This window comes from Verrucosispora sp. FIM060022 (assembly GCF_003977705.1).
Taxonomy (GTDB): Bacteria; Actinomycetota; Actinomycetes; order Mycobacteriales; family Micromonosporaceae; genus Micromonospora; species Micromonospora gifhornensis.
Map to the genome: position 1 here is coordinate 178,051 of NZ_RQIV01000006.1, position 16,578 is coordinate 194,628.

Sequence of the window (16,578 nt, forward strand, 5' to 3'; positions counted from 1 at the left end):
AGCAGGCGGTGATCCGCGTTCTGCCGGGCGCTAAGCCTGGGCCGCAATGATCGATCGGGCTGCCAGACTTCCCGCATGGGCACCCCGGCGTTCGTTCGTTCGTCACCCTACTGGCCGGTGGTCCGGCACCGGATCCTGCGGCGGCTGCTGCCGGGCTTCGCGCTGTCGTACCTCGGGGAGGGGATGGCGCTGCTGGCGGTCAGCTGGCTGGCCATCCAGCTGGCGCCCCGGGCGAACGCCGGTGTCTGGGTGGCCGCCGCGGTCGCCGCGTACACGCTGCCGGGTGCCCTCGGCACCGTGCTGTTCGCCCGGGCGCTCAGTGGGCGCAGCGGGGCTCAGCTGGCCGCCTGGGACGCTGTCCTCCGAGCGGTGATGCTCGGGGCGATCCCCGTCGTCCACCTCGCCGGAGCCCTCGACATCAGGTGGTTCACGCTGCTGCTCGGATGCTCCGCACTGCTGCGCTCGTGGGGGTCGGCCGGCCGGTTCACCCTCATCGCGGAGCTGCTGCCGGTCGAGCACCGGCTGGCGGGCAACGCGCTCATCGGACTGTTCAGCGAGGCGTCGACCCTGATCGGGCCGGCCCTGGCGGCGCTGCTCATCGCGGCCGCCGGGCCGGTGCTCGTCATCGCCGTCGCCGCCGGCACGTACGCCGTCCTCGCGGTCAGCTACCTGATCGCCGTGCCGAGGGCGGCTCGGGCCCCCATCGAGCAGCGGCAGGCATCGAGCCTCGCCGGCTTCGCCGCGATCTGGCGCGATCGCCCGTTGCTCGGACTGTCCACGCTGACCTTCGGGTTCTTCTTCCTCTACGGGCCTGTGCAGGTGGCGTTGCCGATCCACGTCGCCGAGTCGCTCGGCAACTCCGCCGGCACCCTTGCCGCGTTCTGGACGGCGTTCGGCGCCGGGGCGCTGATCGGCGGATTCGCCGCCGGCTACCTGCGCCGTTGGCGGCTGTGGCCGACCATCATCGCCATCGTCGTCGGCTGGGGTGCGGCACTGCTACCCCTCGGGCTCGGCGCACCGACAGGCGTGGCCCTGGTCGCCATCGCGATCGGTGGCCTGATCTGGGCGCCGTACCCGGCCGCCACGATGGCGTTGCTGCAACGCAGCACCGACGGTGCCGGCAGAGCACCGGTCCTCGCCGCGTACGCCGCGATCGCGACGCTGTCCGTGCCGCTGGGCACCATCACCGCCGGGCCGTTGATCACCGGCGTCGGTGCCGAGTTCACCATCCTGGCCGCAGCGGTGCTGACGGTGGCCTTCGGCGTCATCGCCGCGGCGATCGCGATCTGGCGGGCGGTGAAGGGCAGAACGGTCGGCCCGGTTTCGTCCGATGTCAGCCAGGGCGAGCAGACCCTGATCAAGGCTCACCAGTAACGTGTCGGTTCACCTGCCGGTGGAGGCTCCGGTTGGTGCGGGCAGGGCGAACCGCCAGCCGTCGGCCAGTAGTGGTGGGATGACAAGGTCGACTGCGTCGACGGTCTGGCTGCGGTCGCCGCCGCCGTCGTGCAGCAGCACCACCGCGCCGGGGGTGACGCCCTCGGTGAGGCGGCGGGCCAACTCGTCGGTGCCGGGAGGCACCCAGTCGGTCACGGCCAACTGCCAACCCATCGGCCGCATCCCCAACGCGGTCGCCACGGTCGGGCTCTGACCCCAGGCGCCGTACGGGGCCCGGAAGTAGGGCAGTGGCGCCTGCGGCACGGCCCGGCGGATGACCGCGTTGGTTTCCAGCAGGTCTGAGGCGATCCGGCCGGGGGTCCAGTCGCTCATGTCGTCGTGATGCATGCTGTGGTTGCCCAGCGCGTGCCCGGCGGCGACGATCCGACGGACCAGGTCCGGGTGGCTGGCGGCCTGGTCGCCCTGCAGGAAGAAGACCGCCGGCACATCGTGGGCGGCGAGCACGTCGAGCAGGCGTGGGGTGTGCACCGGATGCGGTCCGTCGTCGAAGGTGAGACAGAGGACGCGGTCGGTGCCGATCGTCGCTTCGGGGCAGGCCGGGACGCCCGGCATGGAACTGCTGTGCCGCGCGGTCATCGGGGGTGCGGGGTGCGGGGACATCGGTCAGCCCTTTTGGTGGTAGGTGGCGTGGTCGAAGTCGGCGTAGTGGCCGTCGCCGCCGATGTCCTGCACCCAGAGGCCGAGTAGGGCGCCGGTGAAGCCCCAGGCGGCGGGTTCCCCGTCGACGATCTGGGCTGCGTGCTCGTCGGAGAGGATGGTGGCGTCGAGAGTGACGGGCAGTTCTCGCCAGCCGTCGCCGAGGTCGTACGCGAAGTGCAACGCCGGGCCGTCGAATCTCACCCGTAGCCCGACCCGGCGGGCACCGCCGGTGTCGACAGTGAGTTCGGGGTACGCGGTGCGTCGTCCGCTGTCGCAGCTGAGCAGCTCCAGCACGGTCCGCCCGTCGTCGGCCCGGGTCAGATACAGATAGTGCCAGTTCTGGGTGTTGTAGTAGCCGGTGATGCCAGCCAGGTGACGGTGGTTGCCGGGGTCGAACTCGACGACCGTCTCCAGCGAGCAGCGTGGTGCACCGACCCGCCGTGCCACCAGGCTCGGCGTCTGCTTCCCGACCGGCGACTGACCTCCGTAGACGCGCAGATGCGAGGGGCGCGACCGCAGGTCGATCCAGTCGTCGGTGGCGGGCCGGCGCAGGGTGGACCACCAGCTGGCCAGTTCCGGCGTGTCGAAGTGGTCGGTGGCCGGTTCGGCTGGCCACGGATGGGCCGGCAGGTCGGGGGCGGCGATCTCGTCGGCCGGAATGCCGCCGGGGATCCGCGGCCAGCCGCCGGGGGACCATTCGACCTTCTGCAGGGCGGTTTCCCGGCCGAGGACGCAGTTGCCCAGCGGGGTGTAGGGGCGGCCGACCAGGTGGGCGAGGTACCACTCGCCGTGCTGGGTGCGGACCAGGCTGCCGTGGCCGGCCTTCTGCAGGGTGAGATCCGGTCGGCCCACCGAGGTGAGCAGCGGCCCGGCCGGGTCGACCTCGTACGGCCCGAACAGCTCACGCGAGCGCGCGACCGTGACCTGGTGTTCCCAGCTGGTCCCGCCCTCGGCGGTGACCAGCCAGTACCACCCGTCGTGGCGGTAGATGTGCGGTGCCTCGGTCAGGCCGACCTCGGTGCCGGTGAAGATGAGTCGGGTCGGGCCGACCAGTTGCCGGCGGTCGGGATCGTACTGCTGGATCTCGATGCCGCCGAAGCGGTTGCGGCCGGGACGCCAGTCGGCGCTCATGGCCAGCAGCCACACCGTGCCGTCGTCGTCGTGGAACAGTGAGGCGTCGAAGCCGTGCGAGTGCAGCCGGACCGGATCCGACCAGGGGCCGGTGATGGCCGGTGCGGTGGTGAGGAAGTTCTGGGCGTCCCAGTAGCCGCTGGCGAAGCTGGCCACGTCGCTGTAGACGAGGTGGAACAGCCCGTCGTGCCAGGTGAGGTCGGGAGCCCAGATGCCGTTGGAGTCGCCGCAGCCGCGCAGGTCGAGCAGCCGGCGTTCGGTGACGATGCCGCCCAGCGCCCGCCAGTGGACGAGGTCTCTGGAGTGGTGTACGCGTACCCCCGGGTACCACTCGAAGGTCGAGGTGGCCAGGTAGTAGTCGTCGCCGACCCGCAGAATGGACGGGTCCGGATGGAAGCCGGGGAGCACGGGATTGCGGATCGACCGGGTGGTCGTCACGTCTGCGGTCTCGGTCGACATGTTCGACTCCTTCAGGCTCTGATCCCGGACTACTTCCGGAAAATTCGCCGTTGGACACGCCAGGATTGCCCTCACGGTATCGGCTGGCGTCTCCTTGCGACACCCCTCTTGACCGCGTGTGTCAACGCGTCGTAACGTGCCGGCCATCACCTCGAAAATACCGGCATCAGGCTGAAAACTTTCGGGCTGCCGACTGGCCTCTCGCCGTTTGTGGTGTTGCGCGCGCACGTCACATGGTTGAAAGGGATGAGGCATGACAACGCACGTTTCCCGCAGATCGCTGCTCGGCCTGGCTGGTGCGGGTGTCGGCGCGGTTCTGCTCGGCGGCTGTGCGGACGACGAGCCCAGCGGCCCGACCAGTCCACAACAGATCGACTGGTGGCACATCCAGAACACCGATCCCATGCTGCCGGTGTGGGCCGAGATGGCGCGGTTGTACACCACCCGGCATGACAAGATCACCATCGAGGTCAATCCGCTGGAGAACGAGGTCTTCAAGGCGGAACTGGCCAAGGTCACCAAGGCGGGCTCGCCGCCGGACCTGTTCCAGTCCTGGGGTGGTGGCCTGCTGCGCGAACAGGCCGAGGCGGGGCTGGTCAAGGACATCACCTCGGAGGTGTCGCCGTGGATCGGCCAACTGCTGCCGGCCGCGTTGCAGCCGTACACCATCGACGGCCGGATCTACGGCATCCCGTTCGACATCGGCATGATCGGTTTCTGGTACAACCGTGACCTCTTCGCCGAGGCCGGGATCACCTCGCCACCGACCACCTGGGCCCAGTTGCTGACCACGGTTCAGAAGCTCAAGTCCGCGGGCATCGTGCCCATCGCGTTGGCCGGCAAGGACAAGTGGCCCGGGCACTACTACTGGGCGTACCTGGCGATGCGGATCGGTGGCCTGGGTGCGTTGCGACAGGCGGCTGAGGACGGCAACTTCAACACTCCGGACTTCGTGGCGGCCGGCGAACACTTCCGCCAGCTGATCGACCTGCAACCGTTCCAGCCGGGCTTCCGGCGCGCCGAGTACGGGTCGTCGAACGGGCAGGCCGCGGCGATGGGCAACGGCGAGGCGGCCATGGAGTTGATGGGCCAGTGGGCCCCCTCCATCCAGGCGTCGTCGTCGACCAGCAAGCTCGGCATCGGCGGGCAACTCGGCTTCTTCACCTTCCCGACGGTGGAGGGTGGCAAGGGCGAGGCCACCGACGCCTTCGGCGGTGGCAACGGCTTCGCGGTCGGCCGTAACGCGCCACCGGCCACAGTGGATTTCCTGCGGTCGCTGCTGCGGTCGGAGAACCAGCGTTGGGCGGCGGAGACCGGCGCGGTGCTGCCCACCAACCTGGCGGCCGTCGGTCGGATCAAGGACCCGAACAACCAGGTGGTCGCGGCGCATCTGGCTGTCGCCAGCGGGTTCCAGCTCTATCTCGACCAGGCTTTCCCGCCGGCTGTCGGCGAGCAGATCAACAAGAGCGTCGCCGATCTGATCGTCGGTTCCAAGAAGCCGGAGCAGATCGTCAAGGACATCACCCGAGTTGCGCAGAAGCAGTAGTGATGTCCGTCGGCCGACGGCCGGCAAGGAAAAGTGAGCAAGAGGGAGGGCCGCGTGGGTGCCAACGACAACCGCACGGTGACCATCGCGGCGATCGCCCGTCTGGCCGGGGTGTCGGTGCCGACGGTGTCGCGGGTGATCAATGGTCGTTCGGATGTGGCTCCGCAGACGCGTCAGCGGGTGGAGGAGTTGCTGTCGCGGCATGGTTATCGGCGTCGGCCGCCGAGTATGCGGGCGAGTTCGGGGTTGGTGGATCTGGTTTTCAACGACCTGGACAGTCCGTGGGCGGTGGAGATCATCCGCGGGGTCGAGGACGTGGCGCACGCCGCGGGGGTGGGCACGGTGGTCTCCGCCATCCACCGCCGTACATCGTCGGCCAAGCAGTGGCTCGACAACATTCGGACCCGGTCCACCGAGGGGGTCATCTTCGTGACCTCCACCCTTGAGCCACCGCAGCAGGCCGAGTTGCGCCGGCTCAACATTCCCGTGGTGATCGTCGACCCGGCCGGTGTCCCCTCCCAGGACGCGCCGACCATCGGCGCCACCAACTGGGCGGGCAGCCTGCGCGCCACCGAGTACCTGATCGGCCTGGGCCATCGGCGGATCGGGTTCATCGCCGGACTGCCGCAGCTGATGTGCAGTCGGGCCCGGATGGACGGCTACCGGGCCGCCCTGGAAGCCGCCGGACTGCCGATCGACGACCGGCTGATCCAGCCCGGCAACTTCTACCACGAGGCCGGGTTCGCGGGCGGGGCGCGGTTGCTGGCGCTGGCGGACCCGCCGACGGCGATCTTCGCGTCGAGCGACCAGATGGCGTTGGGTGTCTACGAGGCGGTACGGCAACGCGGGCTGCGGATGCCCGGCGACATCAGCGTGGTCGGCTTCGACGACCTGCCCGAGGTGCGCTGGTGCTCGCCGCCGCTGACCACGGTGCGTCAACCGTTGGCCCAGATGGGGATGCTGGCCGCGCGTACGGTGCTGCGGCTGGCCAAGGGGGAGAAGGTGGAGAGCCCCCGGGTGGAGTTGGCCACCGAACTCGTGATTCGGGACAGTGCGGCACCGCCCAAGGTCTGACCTGGCCGGGGCAGCACGGCAGCAGCCCGACCGCTGCCGTGCGTTGGCCGTTGGCCCGATGTGAATTGCACCAATTACCGGTAGGCGGCTGGAATTTCTCGGCACTAGGGTAGGGGAGGCAGCCGGCAGCCCGTCCCGGCCGCTCCTCGTCGCCGCGCGGGCTGTCGCCGTACCGGTTGGGAGTGCTGTGGCTGCCAGAGAGACCCGCAAAGTCACCATCTCCGTGATCGCCGACCTGGCCGGGGTGTCGGTGCCGACGGTGTCGCGGGTGATCAATGGTCGTTCGGATGTGGCTCCGCAGACGCGTCAGCGGGTGGAGGAGCTGCTGTCGCGGCATGGTTATCGGCGTCGGCCGCCGAGTATGCGGGCGAGTTCGGGGTTGGTGGATCTGGTTTTCAACGACCTGGACAGTCCGTGGGCGGTGGAGATCATCCGCGGGGTCGAGGACGTGGCGCACGGCGCCGGGGTGGGCACGGTGGTCTCCGCCATCCACCGCCAGAACACCTCCGCGGAACAGTGGCTCGACGGCATGCGGCGGCGCGGCACCGAGGGCGTGATCTTCGTGACCTCTATGGTCGAAGCGCCGCTGCAGGCCGAGTTGCGTCGGCTCGACGTGCCCGTGGTGATCGTCGACGCGGACGGACTGCCGGCCCAGGAGGCGCCGACGATCGGTGCCGCCAACTGGGCCGGTGGACTGCGCGCCACCGAGTACCTGATCGGCCTGGGGCACCGGCGGATCGGGTTCATCGCCGGGCCGCCGCAGCTGATGTGCAGTCGGGCCCGGATGGACGGCTACCGGGCCGCCCTGGAGGCCGCCGGGATCGCCTTCGACGAGGCACTTGTCTGCCCCGGCGACTTCTACCACGAGGCCGGCTTCGTCGGTGGCGGGCGACTGCTGGGGCTGGCGGATCCGCCGACGGCGATCTTCGCGTCGAGCGACCAGATGGCGTTGGGCGTCTACGAGGCCGTACGACGGCGTGGGCTGCGCATTCCGGACGACATCAGCGTGGTCGGCTTCGACGACCTGCCTGAGGTGCGCTGGTGCTCGCCGCCGCTGACCACCGTACGTCAACCGCTGAGCGAGATGGGGATGCTGGCCGCGCGTACGGTGCTGCGGCTGGCCAAGGGGGAGCGGGTGGAGAGCCCCCGGGTGGAGTTGGCCACCGAACTCGTGATCCGGGACAGTGCGGCCCCGGCCGCATAGCAATCTACCGATAATTTTCCGGAAGTTGTTGACCGACGTATCGGCCGCCGCCGACGATGGAGTCGGTCACCCGTTCTCGTAACGACGTGATCAGGTGGTCGCCCGCCGTGCCCGCGGCACCGCCGAACCTGGCCCGCGTCGACCGGACAACTGATCGTCCGGCCGGCGCGGGCACCCTCGTTCTGCCGTCGGCAGATCCGCTGACGGCGAACCGGACTCCCGTCCGTCCGCAAGCGACGGCAGGGTGGCGGTATGCGACTGCTGATGCTGGGTGGGACGGGATTCGTCGGCGGGGCGACGGTCCGGGAAGCGTTGACTCGTGGCTGGTCGGTGACGGTGTTCAACCGGGGGCGGCACGGGGCTGCGCCGGCCGGCGTACGACGGCTGGTGGGTGACCGCCTCGCCCCCGACGGGCTGGCCGCTCTCGCCGACGGCGAGTGGGACCTGGTCGTCGACACCTGGGACGGCGCACCCAGGGCGGCGCGGACGGTGGCGCGGCTGCTGGACGGTCGGATCGGCCACTACGTCTACGTCTCCAGCGGCTCCGTCTACGCTCCGCCGGTGCCGGTCGGGGTGACCGAGCAGAGCCCGGTGGTGGACGCCGACCCGGACGCCACCGAGGGCGACTACCCGCAGGTGAAGGCCGGCGCCGAACGGGCCCTGCGCGAGGTGTTCGGCGAGCGCGTGTTGCTGGCCCGGGCCGGGCTGATCCTCGGTCCCGGCGAGGACATCGGTCGGCTGCCGTGGTGGCTGAGTCGCATCGCGCGCGGCGGCGACGTGCTGGCACCGGGACCCGCGGACCTGCCGGTGCAGTACATCGACGTCCGGGACCTGGCCGCCTTCCTGCTGGACGCCGGCAGCGCACGCCGTGGCGGGCCGGTCAACGTGGTCGGTCGGCCCGGGTCGGCCACCTTCGGCGAACTGCTCGACGCCTGTCGTACCGTCACGGGTGCCGACGCCCGGCTGCGCTGGGTCGAGCCGGAGCGCATCCTCGCCGCCGGGGTGGTGCCGTGGAACGACCTGCCGATCTGGATTCCGCCGGGCCACGAATGGCGGTGGATGCAGGAGAAGGACGTCACCCGCGCGTACGCCGACGGACTGCGCTGTCGGCCACTGGCCGACACGGTGGCCGACACCTGGTCGTGGTTGCGCCGGGTCGGCGAACTGCCGTCCCGGGCCGGTCGACCGGCCCGGCCGCCGGTCGGTCTCGACCCGCAGCGGGAGGCCGCCCTGCTCGCCACGCCCACCGCGGACCGGACCGGGTAGCCGCCGCTACACCTGGTGCACCGGCAGGTCCAGCACCTCGTCGACGTCCCGACGCGGGGTGGGCCAGCCGGGTTGGCCGTACCCGATGCGCATCACCATCTGGGGGGCGCCGAAGCGTCCCAGCGACACGCGCAACTGCTCCCGCGCCGAGGGCACCTCCACCGGTTGGGACAGCATCGACACCGACAATCCGCAGTCGGTGGCGGTGAGCAGCACCCGCTGCAACGCCTGACCGGCGACGACCTGGTCGACGGCGGTGTTGCCGGTCGAGCCGAGCACCGCGACCAGCGGTTCGGGTTCGAAGTCGCGGCCGGGCGGGCGGCACCGGTCGCCGAAGCCCCGCGCCGGCAGCAGGTCCTGTGGCTCGGCACGAGGGCCGCCGGCAGCGGTGGGTACGCCGTCGAGGGCGTGCTCACGGCGGATCCAGGCCTGCCGTTCCGCCCGGTAGGCCGGGTCGCGTTCCAGGACTCGGTTCGCGCCGTTGGCGATTTCGGCGAACGCGTTGACCGCGCTGACCCCGATCAGCAGTTCCAGCCAGCAGTGCTCGGCGCGCGCCGCGTCGCTGAGCCGCCAGCGGGCGTCGGCGGGTACGGGATCCGGCCAGAACGGGGCACGGTTGCTGAACCGGCGGGGAATGGCCGCGTACAGGCTCTGTTCGGTCGGGGTGGGGCGACGTGGCACGTCCGGCATCAGCCGGGCCACCACGTCCGGTTCCGCCGGGTACGGTCGCAGCCGGACCGTCGCCGGGTGGCCGGCCACCGCGAGGGCCAGCCGCAGGTTGAACAGTGCCGCGCCGGCGGCGACACGGGCACCCCAGCCGCTGGGGTCGGTGGCGGGTAGCCGGCGGGCCGGGTCGACGAGGATCTCGATGCCGCCGTCGCGCAGCCGGAACCGCCACGGCTGGACGTTGTGCAGGGACGGCGCGCGTACCGCATCGGTGGCCGCAACCCGCAACTGTTCGACGCTGTAGCCGATGTCCATGGTCGGACCCCCTCACACTCTCCCGTTACCCCTTCCACGGTGCCTTCCCACCACCCCCCGACAGCAGGGCCACTGGTCCCAACCCCCCAGGACCCCCGGCCACCCCCCCTTCGCCCGTGTTGATCAAGAGCTATCGGTCTGGATCCGGCGCGATGACGACGCAAACGTCTTGATCAACAGGGGTGGAGGCGGGGGAGAGGGGGTGGTTGGGACCTTTGGCCCGTGCGGGGGGTGGGGTGGAGGGGGTAGAAACGGGGGATGATCCGGGTGTTCTTGCTCGACGACCATGAGGTCGTCCGTCGTGGTCTCGCCGATCTGCTGCACGCCAGCGGCGACATAGAGGTGGTCGGTGAGTCCGGTTCCGCGCAGGAGGCGGCCCGGCGGATCCCCGCACTGCGTCCGGACGTGGCGATCCTCGATGCTCGGCTGCCCGACGGCAACGGCATCGACGTCTGCCGGGACATCCGGGCGGTGGACTCCTCGATCAAGGGATTGATCCTGACCTCGTACGAGGACGACGAGGCGCTGTTCGCCGCGATCATGGCCGGTGCCTCCGGCTACGTGCTCAAGCAGATCCGCGGCACCGACCTGGTCGACGCGGTGCGCCGGGTGGCGGCCGGTCAGTCGCTGCTCGACCCGGCGATCACCACCCGGGTGCTGGATCGCATCCGCAGCGGCGTGGAGCAGCCGCGCGAGTTGCAGTCCCTCACCGAGCAGGAACGGCGCATCCTGGAGTACGTGGCCGAAGGGCTGACCAACCGGGAGATCGCCGGCAAGATGTTCCTGGCCGAGAAGACCGTCAAGAACTACGTGTCAAGCGTGCTGGCCAAGCTGGGGCTGGAGCGGCGCACCCAGGCCGCCGTCCTCGCCACCCGGCTGCTCGGCAAGGGCCACTGACCAACGGCGGCCAGGCCCACCGGGGCCTGGCCGCGCCACGGTACGCCGAGACGACCGGCCCGCAGGGGAACGGCGTCGCTGGTCAGTCCCGCAGCGGGATCGACCAGTGCAGCTGGGTGCCGCGCGGCTCGGTCGGGTGCACCTCGAAGACCCCGCCGTGGCGTTCGGCGCGCTCGCGCAGGTTGATCAGCCCGCCCCGGGCGGCGGCCGGGTCGCACCCCACCCCGTTGTCGGTGACGACGACGCTGACCCGGGTGGCTTCGACGCTGACGGTCACCGACACCGCCGATGCCTCGGCGTGGCGTACGGCGTTGGAGAGGGCCTCGCGAAGCACGGCGGTGAGGTCGGGGCGGACCGGGTCGGGCACGGCGCTGTCGATCGGCCCGATCAGCTCCAGTCGGGGCCGGAACCCCAGCGACTCGGCGGCCACCTCGATCGCCTCCCGGATCTCGGTGCGCAACGCCGCGCTCACCGGGCTGCGCAGCTCGAAGATGGTGCGCCGGATGTCCTTGATGGTGGCGTCCAGGTCGTCGACCGCAGCGTTGATCCGCTTCGCCAACTCCGGACGACCGGCCAGCGGCACCGCGCTCTGCAGTTGCAGACCGGTGGCGAACAACCGCTGGATGACCACGTCGTGCAGGTCCCGGGCGATGCGTTCGCGGTCCTCCAGGACCACCAACTGCTCCCGTTCCTCCTGCCCCCGGGCCCGCTCCATGGCCAGCGCGGCCTGCCCGGCGAAGCTGCCCAGCAGCACCACGTCGTCGTCGGTGGCACCGTCGTGGTCGGCGCGGTGGGCGATCACCAGGACACCGTGCAGCGTGTCGGCGGTGGCCAGCGGTGAGATCACCGCCGGCCCGGTGTGCAGCACCGCCGGCCAGGGCGCGGCGTGCGCGAGGTCGTCCACCGAAGCGTGCCGGCCCTCGGCGACCGCAGCGGCGAAACTCGTGTCGTCGGCCGGCAGCACCGTGCCGACCAGCGCGCGGGCCTGTGTGCCGGAACCGTCGACGACCTCGACGGTGAAATGGTCGGCCATGTCGTCGTAGAGCAGCACCAGGGCCAACTCGGCCTCGGCGACCTCGCGGGCGCGGCGCGCCACCAGGGTCAGCGCGTCGGTGCGGCGTACCTCACCGAGCAGCAGCGAGGTGATCTCGGCGGTGGCGGCGAGCCAGCGTTCCCGCCGGCTGGCCAGCGCGTACAGCCGGGCGTTCTCGATCGCCACGCCGGCCGCCGCGGCGAGCGCCACGACGATCTCCTCGTCGTCGTCGGTGAACTGCGCGCCGCCCTGCTTCTCCGCCAGGTAGAGGTTGCCGAAGACCTGGTCCCGGATCCGGATCGGCACCCCGAGGAAGGTGTGCATCGGCGGGTGGTTCGGCGGGAAGCCGTACGAGTGGGGGTGCTGGGTGATGTCCGGCATCCGCAGCGGCTTCGGATCATCGATCAGCAGACCGAGCACGCCCCGCCCGTGCGGCAGGTCACCGATCTTGGCGTGCAGCTCCGGCGAGATGCCGTGCGTGATGAAGTCGTGCAGGGTCCGGTCGGTGCCGATCACACCCAGCGCGCCGTACCGGGCGCCGGCCAACTCGCAGGCCGACTGCACGATCCGTAGCAGGGTGCTGTGCAGATCCAGGTCGGTGCCGATGCCGACGACCGCGTCGAGCAGCGCACGCAGCCGTTCCCGGCTGGTCACCACCTCGCCGACCCGGTCCAGCATCTCCTGGAGCAGTTCGTCGAGGTGGACCCGGGACAACGGACTGAGCCCGAGCGAGGGGGGCTCGTGGCGGGGGTTCGATGCGCCGTCAGTCACCCGGCGATGCTATCCGGCGCACCGGCGGGACAGAACGCCGCGCGATCGGTCAGTGGTCCACGGCCGTGGTGTCCACCACCTGTTCGCGCGGCAGCCGCGGGGTGTGCGGCGGACCGGCGTGTTCCGGGTCGGCGATCCCCAGCCGCAGGACGAGGTACGGGTGACCGAATCCGGCCAGCACCTGACGCAGGATCTGGCGGGTGCCACCGACCTCCACCACCCCGCTCAACGGGACCACTGACACACCCAGCCGGGTGGCGAACAGCCAGGCGGCGGAGAGCGCCTCTCCGGCGCGCAGCCAGGCGCGCGGGTCGTCCTCGTCGCCGTAGAGCACCCCGTACGAGGCCGCCCGGTCGTGCCCCGGACCGCCGGGCAGGGTGCCGGGACGGCCGAAGTCACGGCCCGGCACGGTGGTCTGCGCGGGCTGCTGCAGCAGCACCTCCGGCGGAAGCCCACTGCCACCGGCGCGGCTGGTCCAGTAGTCGAGCTCGGCACGCAGTTGGGAATCCTCCGACTCGACCTCGGCGGCGTGCGAGGCCGCGGCGGCCAGTTGCAGCACCTGGTCGCGGTCGAGGATCTCCAGGTGGGCGCCTTCCCCGGCGGCGGCCGACGCGATCGCGGTCAGGTGCTCCTCGCTGACCGGTTCCTCGCTGACCGGCCGTCGGTCGGTGTGTCGCACCTGCATGCACTGCACCATGCGCATCGCGTCCGGGTCCACGCCGGAGGCCTTCGGGTCGGTCAACCGGGCGAGCAGTTCCGGCTCGCCCGGATCGGGCATCCGGTGCACCGTCGCCGTCCAGCCTTCGGCGGCCAGCGCCAGGCGCGCGTGGTGCAGGGCGGCACCGCAGCTGAGCATGACCAACTGGCCCGTCGGGTCGGTGGCCGTCGGCTGGCGGTCGGAGACCAGCCGCAGCTCCAACGCTTCGGGAAGCACCCGCCAACGCCAGGGCTGGGTGTTGTGCACCGACGGCGCGTGACCGGCCATCGCGGCGGCCTCCGCGAGGGCGGTGGTCAACGGGCGGCGGGTAGCGGGCGTCTGGTGGCTCATCGTCACGACCTTTCCGTATGTCCCCATCGTGCCGTACCTCGGTACGGCTGTGGGGCGGGTCCCGTTCATCCTGGGGCAGACGGCGGCCGTCCGCACGGACCGCTGGGCCCGCCGGCGGGGGCACTCCGGCCCGGATCCGGGCGTACGTCGGCGTACGCAACCGGCCGACCTCGCCCGGGTCGTGTGCCGGAAGTGGTGACGTCGGGGCTCGCGGGTTGGGACGATCCGCTGGTGGGGGAGCAGTCGGGGGCCAGCGGGCCGGGGCAGGGCGGCAACGAGTGCCTGCCGGAGCATCCGGCGCAGCACGGCCGGTCCGGCGGTCCGCTGCGCCGGCGGTGGGCGTTGTGGGCGCCGCTGACCGGGCTGACCGTGCTGGTGCTGGTCGGCGCGGCGCTGCGGTGGGCCGGGCGTCCTGGCGCGGCCGACCTGGTGTGGGCGGCGGTCACCCTGGTCGCGCTGGCGCCCGCCGCCCTCTCCGTGCTGCGTGATCTGTGGCGGCGCCGCTTCGGCGTGGACGTGATCGCGGTCCTGGCGCTGGTCGGTGCGCTCGTCGTCCGGGAGTACCTGGCCGGTGCGGTGATCGCGGTGATGCTGGCCACCGGTCGGACGCTGGAGGCGTACGCGCAGCGGCGGGCGACCCGGGACCTGCGGGCCCTGCTGGAGCGGGCACCACGAACCGCGCGACGGCGCACCGCCGACGGCGGCATCGAGGTGGTGCCGGTGGACCAGGTGGCGGTCGGCGACCGGCTGCTGGTCGGCCCGGGTGACGTGGTCGCCGTCGACGGGGTCACCGAGGATCCGGCGACGCTTGACGAGTCGGTGGTCACCGGGGAGTCCCAACTCGTCGAGAAGGCCGTCGGTGCGGCAGTGGCCAGCGGCGTGGTCAACGCCGGCGCCGGGTTCGGGCTGCGGGCCACCGAGAGCGCCGCCCGCAGCACGTACGCGGGAATCGTGCGGCTGGCCGAGGAGGCGACCGCCCGCAAGGCACCGACGGTACGGCTGGCCGACCGGTACGCCGCCGCCTTCGTACCGTTCACCCTGGTGCTGGCCGGGCTGGGCTGGCTGTTGTCCGGCGACATCGTCCGCGCGGTGGCGGTGCTGGTGGTGGCGACCCCGTGTCCGCTGCTGCTGGCCACCCCGATCGCGATCGTCTCCGGGCTGTCGCGGGTGGCCCGCCGGGGCGTGCTGGTACGCGACGGCGGCTCGCTGGAGGCGCTGGGCCGGGTCCGTACCCTGCTGGTGGACAAGACCGGCACGCTGACGGCGGGCCGCCCGCGGGTCGCCGACACCGTCGTCGCGGCCGGCGGTGACCCCGACGAGGTGTTGCGGTGGGCCGCGTCGGTGGAGCAGTTGTCTCCGCACGTGATGGCGGCGGCGCTTGTCGAGCACGCCCGCGACCGGGGGTTGCGGCTGACCATGCCGACCGAGGTGACCGAGGAGCCGGGCCGGGGGGTGCGCGGGCGGGTCGACGGGCGGCGGATCCGGGTCGGGCAACTCGACGGTGACCCGCCGTCCTGGGCCCGGCCCCGGATCGAGGAACCGGGACACTCGGTGGTCTGGGTGGCCGACGACACCGGGCCGATCGGGGCGATCCTGCTGGAGGATCCGGTACGCCCCGACGCCCGCCGAGCCGTCGACCGGCTGCGCGCGGCCGGCCTGAGCCGGATCGTGATGGTCACCGGCGACCGGCCGGACGCTGCCCGGCGGGTCGCCGAGGCGGTGGGTGTCGACGACGTGATTGCCCGGTGCGCGCCGCAGGAGAAGGTGGCGCGGGTACGGGCCGAGGCCGACCGGGCCGTCACGGTGATGGTCGGCGACGGGGTGAACGACGCCCCGGCGCTGGCCGAGGCGCACGTGGGGGTGGCGATGGGGGCCACCGGGGCGACCGCCTCCGCCGACGTGGCCGACGCGGTGCTCACCGTCGACCGGCTCGATCCGCTCGCCGACGCGGTCGAGATCGCCCGGTACGCCCGCCGGATCGCCGTGCAGAGCGCCACCATCGGAATGGGGCTGGCCGTGTGCGCGATGGGGTTCGCGGCGGCCGGCCTGCTTCCACCGGTGGCCGGTGCCTTCCTCCAGGAGGGCATCGACGTGCTGGTGATCCTCAACGCGCTACGCGCCCTGTACGGCGGTCTACACGCCACCGGTTCCCCGTCGGCCTGAACGACCGAGGGGGAACCGGTGGCGTGACGCTCAGCGCTCCCGGACCACCGCCACCGGGCAGTGGGCGTGCTGGATGAGTTGCTGGCTGACCGAGCCGAGCAGCATGCCGCGCAGCCCGCCGCGTCCCCGGGTGCCGACCACGATCAGCTGTGCGTTGCGGCTGGCGTCGATCAGCAGCCCGGCGGGTGCGGCGGCGGCCGTCTCGACGCTCACCTCGACGTCGGGGAAGGTCGCCTGCCAGCGGCGCAGCGGTTCGTCCAGCTCGGTGCGCTGGGCGGCGAGCGCCGCCTCCCGGGCCTGCTCGCCGGTCAGGTTCCACTGGTCCCGGCCGGGCTGCCAGGCCCGCAGCACGTGCAGCGGCACCCGGCGCAACGCCGCCTGCTCGATGGCGAACCCGAGCGCCAGCAGGGACTGCTCCGAGCCGTCCACGCCGACCGCGACGTGTCCGGCCCGGGCGGTGCTGGCCGTGTCCCGGCGGACGACCACCACCGGGCAGTGCGCGTGTGCGGTGACGCTGACGGCGGTGGAGCCGGCGAGCAGGCCGGTGAAGCCGCCGTGCCCACGGCTGCCCAGCACCACCAGGCCGGCCTCGGTGGAGCACTCCTCCAGCACCAGGGCGGGTGGCCCGTCGAGCACCTCGCCGCTGACCGTCAGGTCGGGGTGCGCGGCGGCGGCGTCCGCCGCCGCCTTGCGCACCAACTCCTCGACCTGCTGCCGGGCCTGTTCGTCCGGCCACATCCCGGGCGTCATGCCGGGCCCGACCCAGCCGGCCACGGTGAGCCATTCGAAGATGTACGCCAGCCGTACCGGCCGACCGTCCCGTCCGGCCTGCGCCAGTGCCCATTCCAGGGCCGCCGCCGCGTCCGGCGAGCCGTCGTAACCCACCAGGATCTGCTCGTCGCTCACGATGT

General features: G+C 71.9%; 13 protein-coding genes. 7 read left to right on the top strand and 6 right to left on the bottom strand.

Translation table 11 applies throughout. The features are described 5' to 3' along the window. Window positions 1-75: 75 nt before the first annotated feature. Window positions 76-1,374 carry an MFS transporter gene (locus EG812_RS18075; RefSeq protein ID WP_013732393.1) on the top strand — a complete coding sequence of 433 codons (1,299 nt, stop codon included), beginning with the start codon at window positions 76-78 and terminating at the stop codon, window positions 1,372-1,374. A 9-nt stretch (window positions 1,375-1,383) separates the two neighbouring features. Here the strand turns inward: EG812_RS18075 and EG812_RS18080 are convergent, their stop codons facing one another. Together EG812_RS18080 and EG812_RS18085 are read right to left on the bottom strand one after the other, a co-directional pair. Beyond that, entirely contained in the window at window positions 1,384-2,055 is a 672-nt protein-coding gene (locus EG812_RS18080) for a polysaccharide deacetylase family protein (protein WP_232510710.1), read from the bottom strand. Window positions 2,056-2,058: 3 nt separating this feature from the next. Continuing rightward, on the bottom strand, window positions 2,059-3,684 hold the full coding sequence (locus EG812_RS18085) for a glycoside hydrolase family 43 protein (protein ID WP_126712247.1): 1,626 nt from the start codon (window positions 3,682-3,684) through the stop codon (window positions 2,059-2,061). Between the two features lie 253 nt (window positions 3,685-3,937). On the opposite strand from EG812_RS18085, the gene EG812_RS18090 reads away from it, so the two are divergent. The 4 genes from EG812_RS18090 to EG812_RS18105 all read left to right on the top strand — a co-directional run bounded on the left by EG812_RS18090 (window position 3,938) and on the right by EG812_RS18105 (window position 8,774). Further along, complete coding sequence (locus tag EG812_RS18090; protein WP_013732396.1) at window positions 3,938-5,230, top strand: extracellular solute-binding protein; 1,293 nt, start codon at window positions 3,938-3,940, stop codon at window positions 5,228-5,230. A gap of 54 nt (window positions 5,231-5,284) precedes the next feature. Next, a complete protein-coding gene (locus EG812_RS18095; RefSeq protein WP_126712248.1) occupies window positions 5,285-6,304 on the top strand; it encodes a LacI family DNA-binding transcriptional regulator in 1,020 nt (339 codons plus the stop codon). A gap of 187 nt (window positions 6,305-6,491) precedes the next feature. After that, on the top strand, window positions 6,492-7,508 hold the full coding sequence (locus tag EG812_RS18100) for a LacI family DNA-binding transcriptional regulator (protein WP_126712249.1): 1,017 nt from the start codon (window positions 6,492-6,494) through the stop codon (window positions 7,506-7,508). Window positions 7,509-7,760: 252 nt separating this feature from the next. Further along, complete coding sequence (locus EG812_RS18105) at window positions 7,761-8,774, top strand: NAD-dependent epimerase/dehydratase family protein (protein ID WP_126712250.1); 1,014 nt, start codon at window positions 7,761-7,763, stop codon at window positions 8,772-8,774. Window positions 8,775-8,780: 6 nt separating this feature from the next. Here the strand turns inward: EG812_RS18105 and EG812_RS18110 are convergent, their stop codons facing one another. Next, entirely contained in the window at window positions 8,781-9,755 is a 975-nt protein-coding gene (locus EG812_RS18110; protein ID WP_013732400.1) for an Acg family FMN-binding oxidoreductase, read from the bottom strand. 258 nt (window positions 9,756-10,013) lie between these two features. Between EG812_RS18110 and EG812_RS18115 the strand changes: the two genes are divergently transcribed. Then, window positions 10,014-10,652, top strand: coding sequence for a response regulator (locus tag EG812_RS18115; RefSeq protein ID WP_013732401.1), 639 nt, complete (start codon window positions 10,014-10,016; stop codon window positions 10,650-10,652). A gap of 82 nt (window positions 10,653-10,734) precedes the next feature. Here the strand turns inward: EG812_RS18115 and EG812_RS18120 are convergent, their stop codons facing one another. Both EG812_RS18120 and EG812_RS18125 read right to left on the bottom strand, forming a co-directional pair. Continuing rightward, the gene (locus tag EG812_RS18120) at window positions 10,735-12,363 is read right to left on the bottom strand and encodes a sensor histidine kinase (RefSeq protein WP_193386313.1); all 1,629 of its coding nucleotides are present in this window, start codon (window positions 12,361-12,363) and stop codon (window positions 10,735-10,737) included. Between the two features lie 142 nt (window positions 12,364-12,505). Continuing rightward, window positions 12,506-13,504, bottom strand: coding sequence for an Acg family FMN-binding oxidoreductase (locus EG812_RS18125; RefSeq protein ID WP_043720116.1), 999 nt, complete (start codon window positions 13,502-13,504; stop codon window positions 12,506-12,508). 231 nt (window positions 13,505-13,735) lie between these two features. Between EG812_RS18125 and EG812_RS18130 the strand changes: the two genes are divergently transcribed. Continuing rightward, entirely contained in the window at window positions 13,736-15,667 is a 1,932-nt protein-coding gene (locus EG812_RS18130; RefSeq protein WP_199743898.1) for a heavy metal translocating P-type ATPase, read from the top strand. Between the two features lie 30 nt (window positions 15,668-15,697). On the opposite strand, the gene EG812_RS18135 is transcribed toward EG812_RS18130, so the two are convergent. Beyond that, window positions 15,698-16,573 carry a universal stress protein gene (locus EG812_RS18135; protein WP_013732406.1) on the bottom strand — a complete coding sequence of 292 codons (876 nt, stop codon included), beginning with the start codon at window positions 16,571-16,573 and terminating at the stop codon, window positions 15,698-15,700. Window positions 16,574-16,578 lie beyond the last annotated feature (5 nt).

Excerpts from the sequence above, each read along its gene's own strand:
- EG812_RS18075 (WP_013732393.1), top strand. The coding sequence starts at position 76 with ATGGGCACCCCGGCGTTCGTTCGTTCGTCACCCTACTGGCCGGTGGTC.
- EG812_RS18080 (WP_232510710.1), bottom strand. The coding sequence starts at position 2,055 with ATGTCCCCGCACCCCGCACCCCCGATGACCGCGCGGCACAGCAGTTCC.
- EG812_RS18085 (WP_126712247.1), bottom strand. The coding sequence starts at position 3,684 with ATGTCGACCGAGACCGCAGACGTGACGACCACCCGGTCGATCCGCAAT.
- EG812_RS18090 (WP_013732396.1), top strand. The coding sequence starts at position 3,938 with ATGACAACGCACGTTTCCCGCAGATCGCTGCTCGGCCTGGCTGGTGCG.
- EG812_RS18105 (WP_126712250.1), top strand. The coding sequence starts at position 7,761 with ATGCGACTGCTGATGCTGGGTGGGACGGGATTCGTCGGCGGGGCGACG.
- EG812_RS18110 (WP_013732400.1), bottom strand. The coding sequence starts at position 9,755 with ATGGACATCGGCTACAGCGTCGAACAGTTGCGGGTTGCGGCCACCGAT.
- EG812_RS18115 (WP_013732401.1), top strand. The coding sequence starts at position 10,014 with ATGATCCGGGTGTTCTTGCTCGACGACCATGAGGTCGTCCGTCGTGGT.
- EG812_RS18120 (WP_193386313.1), bottom strand. The coding sequence starts at position 12,363 with ATGCTGGACCGGGTCGGCGAGGTGGTGACCAGCCGGGAACGGCTGCGT.
- EG812_RS18125 (WP_043720116.1), bottom strand. The coding sequence starts at position 13,504 with ATGAGCCACCAGACGCCCGCTACCCGCCGCCCGTTGACCACCGCCCTC.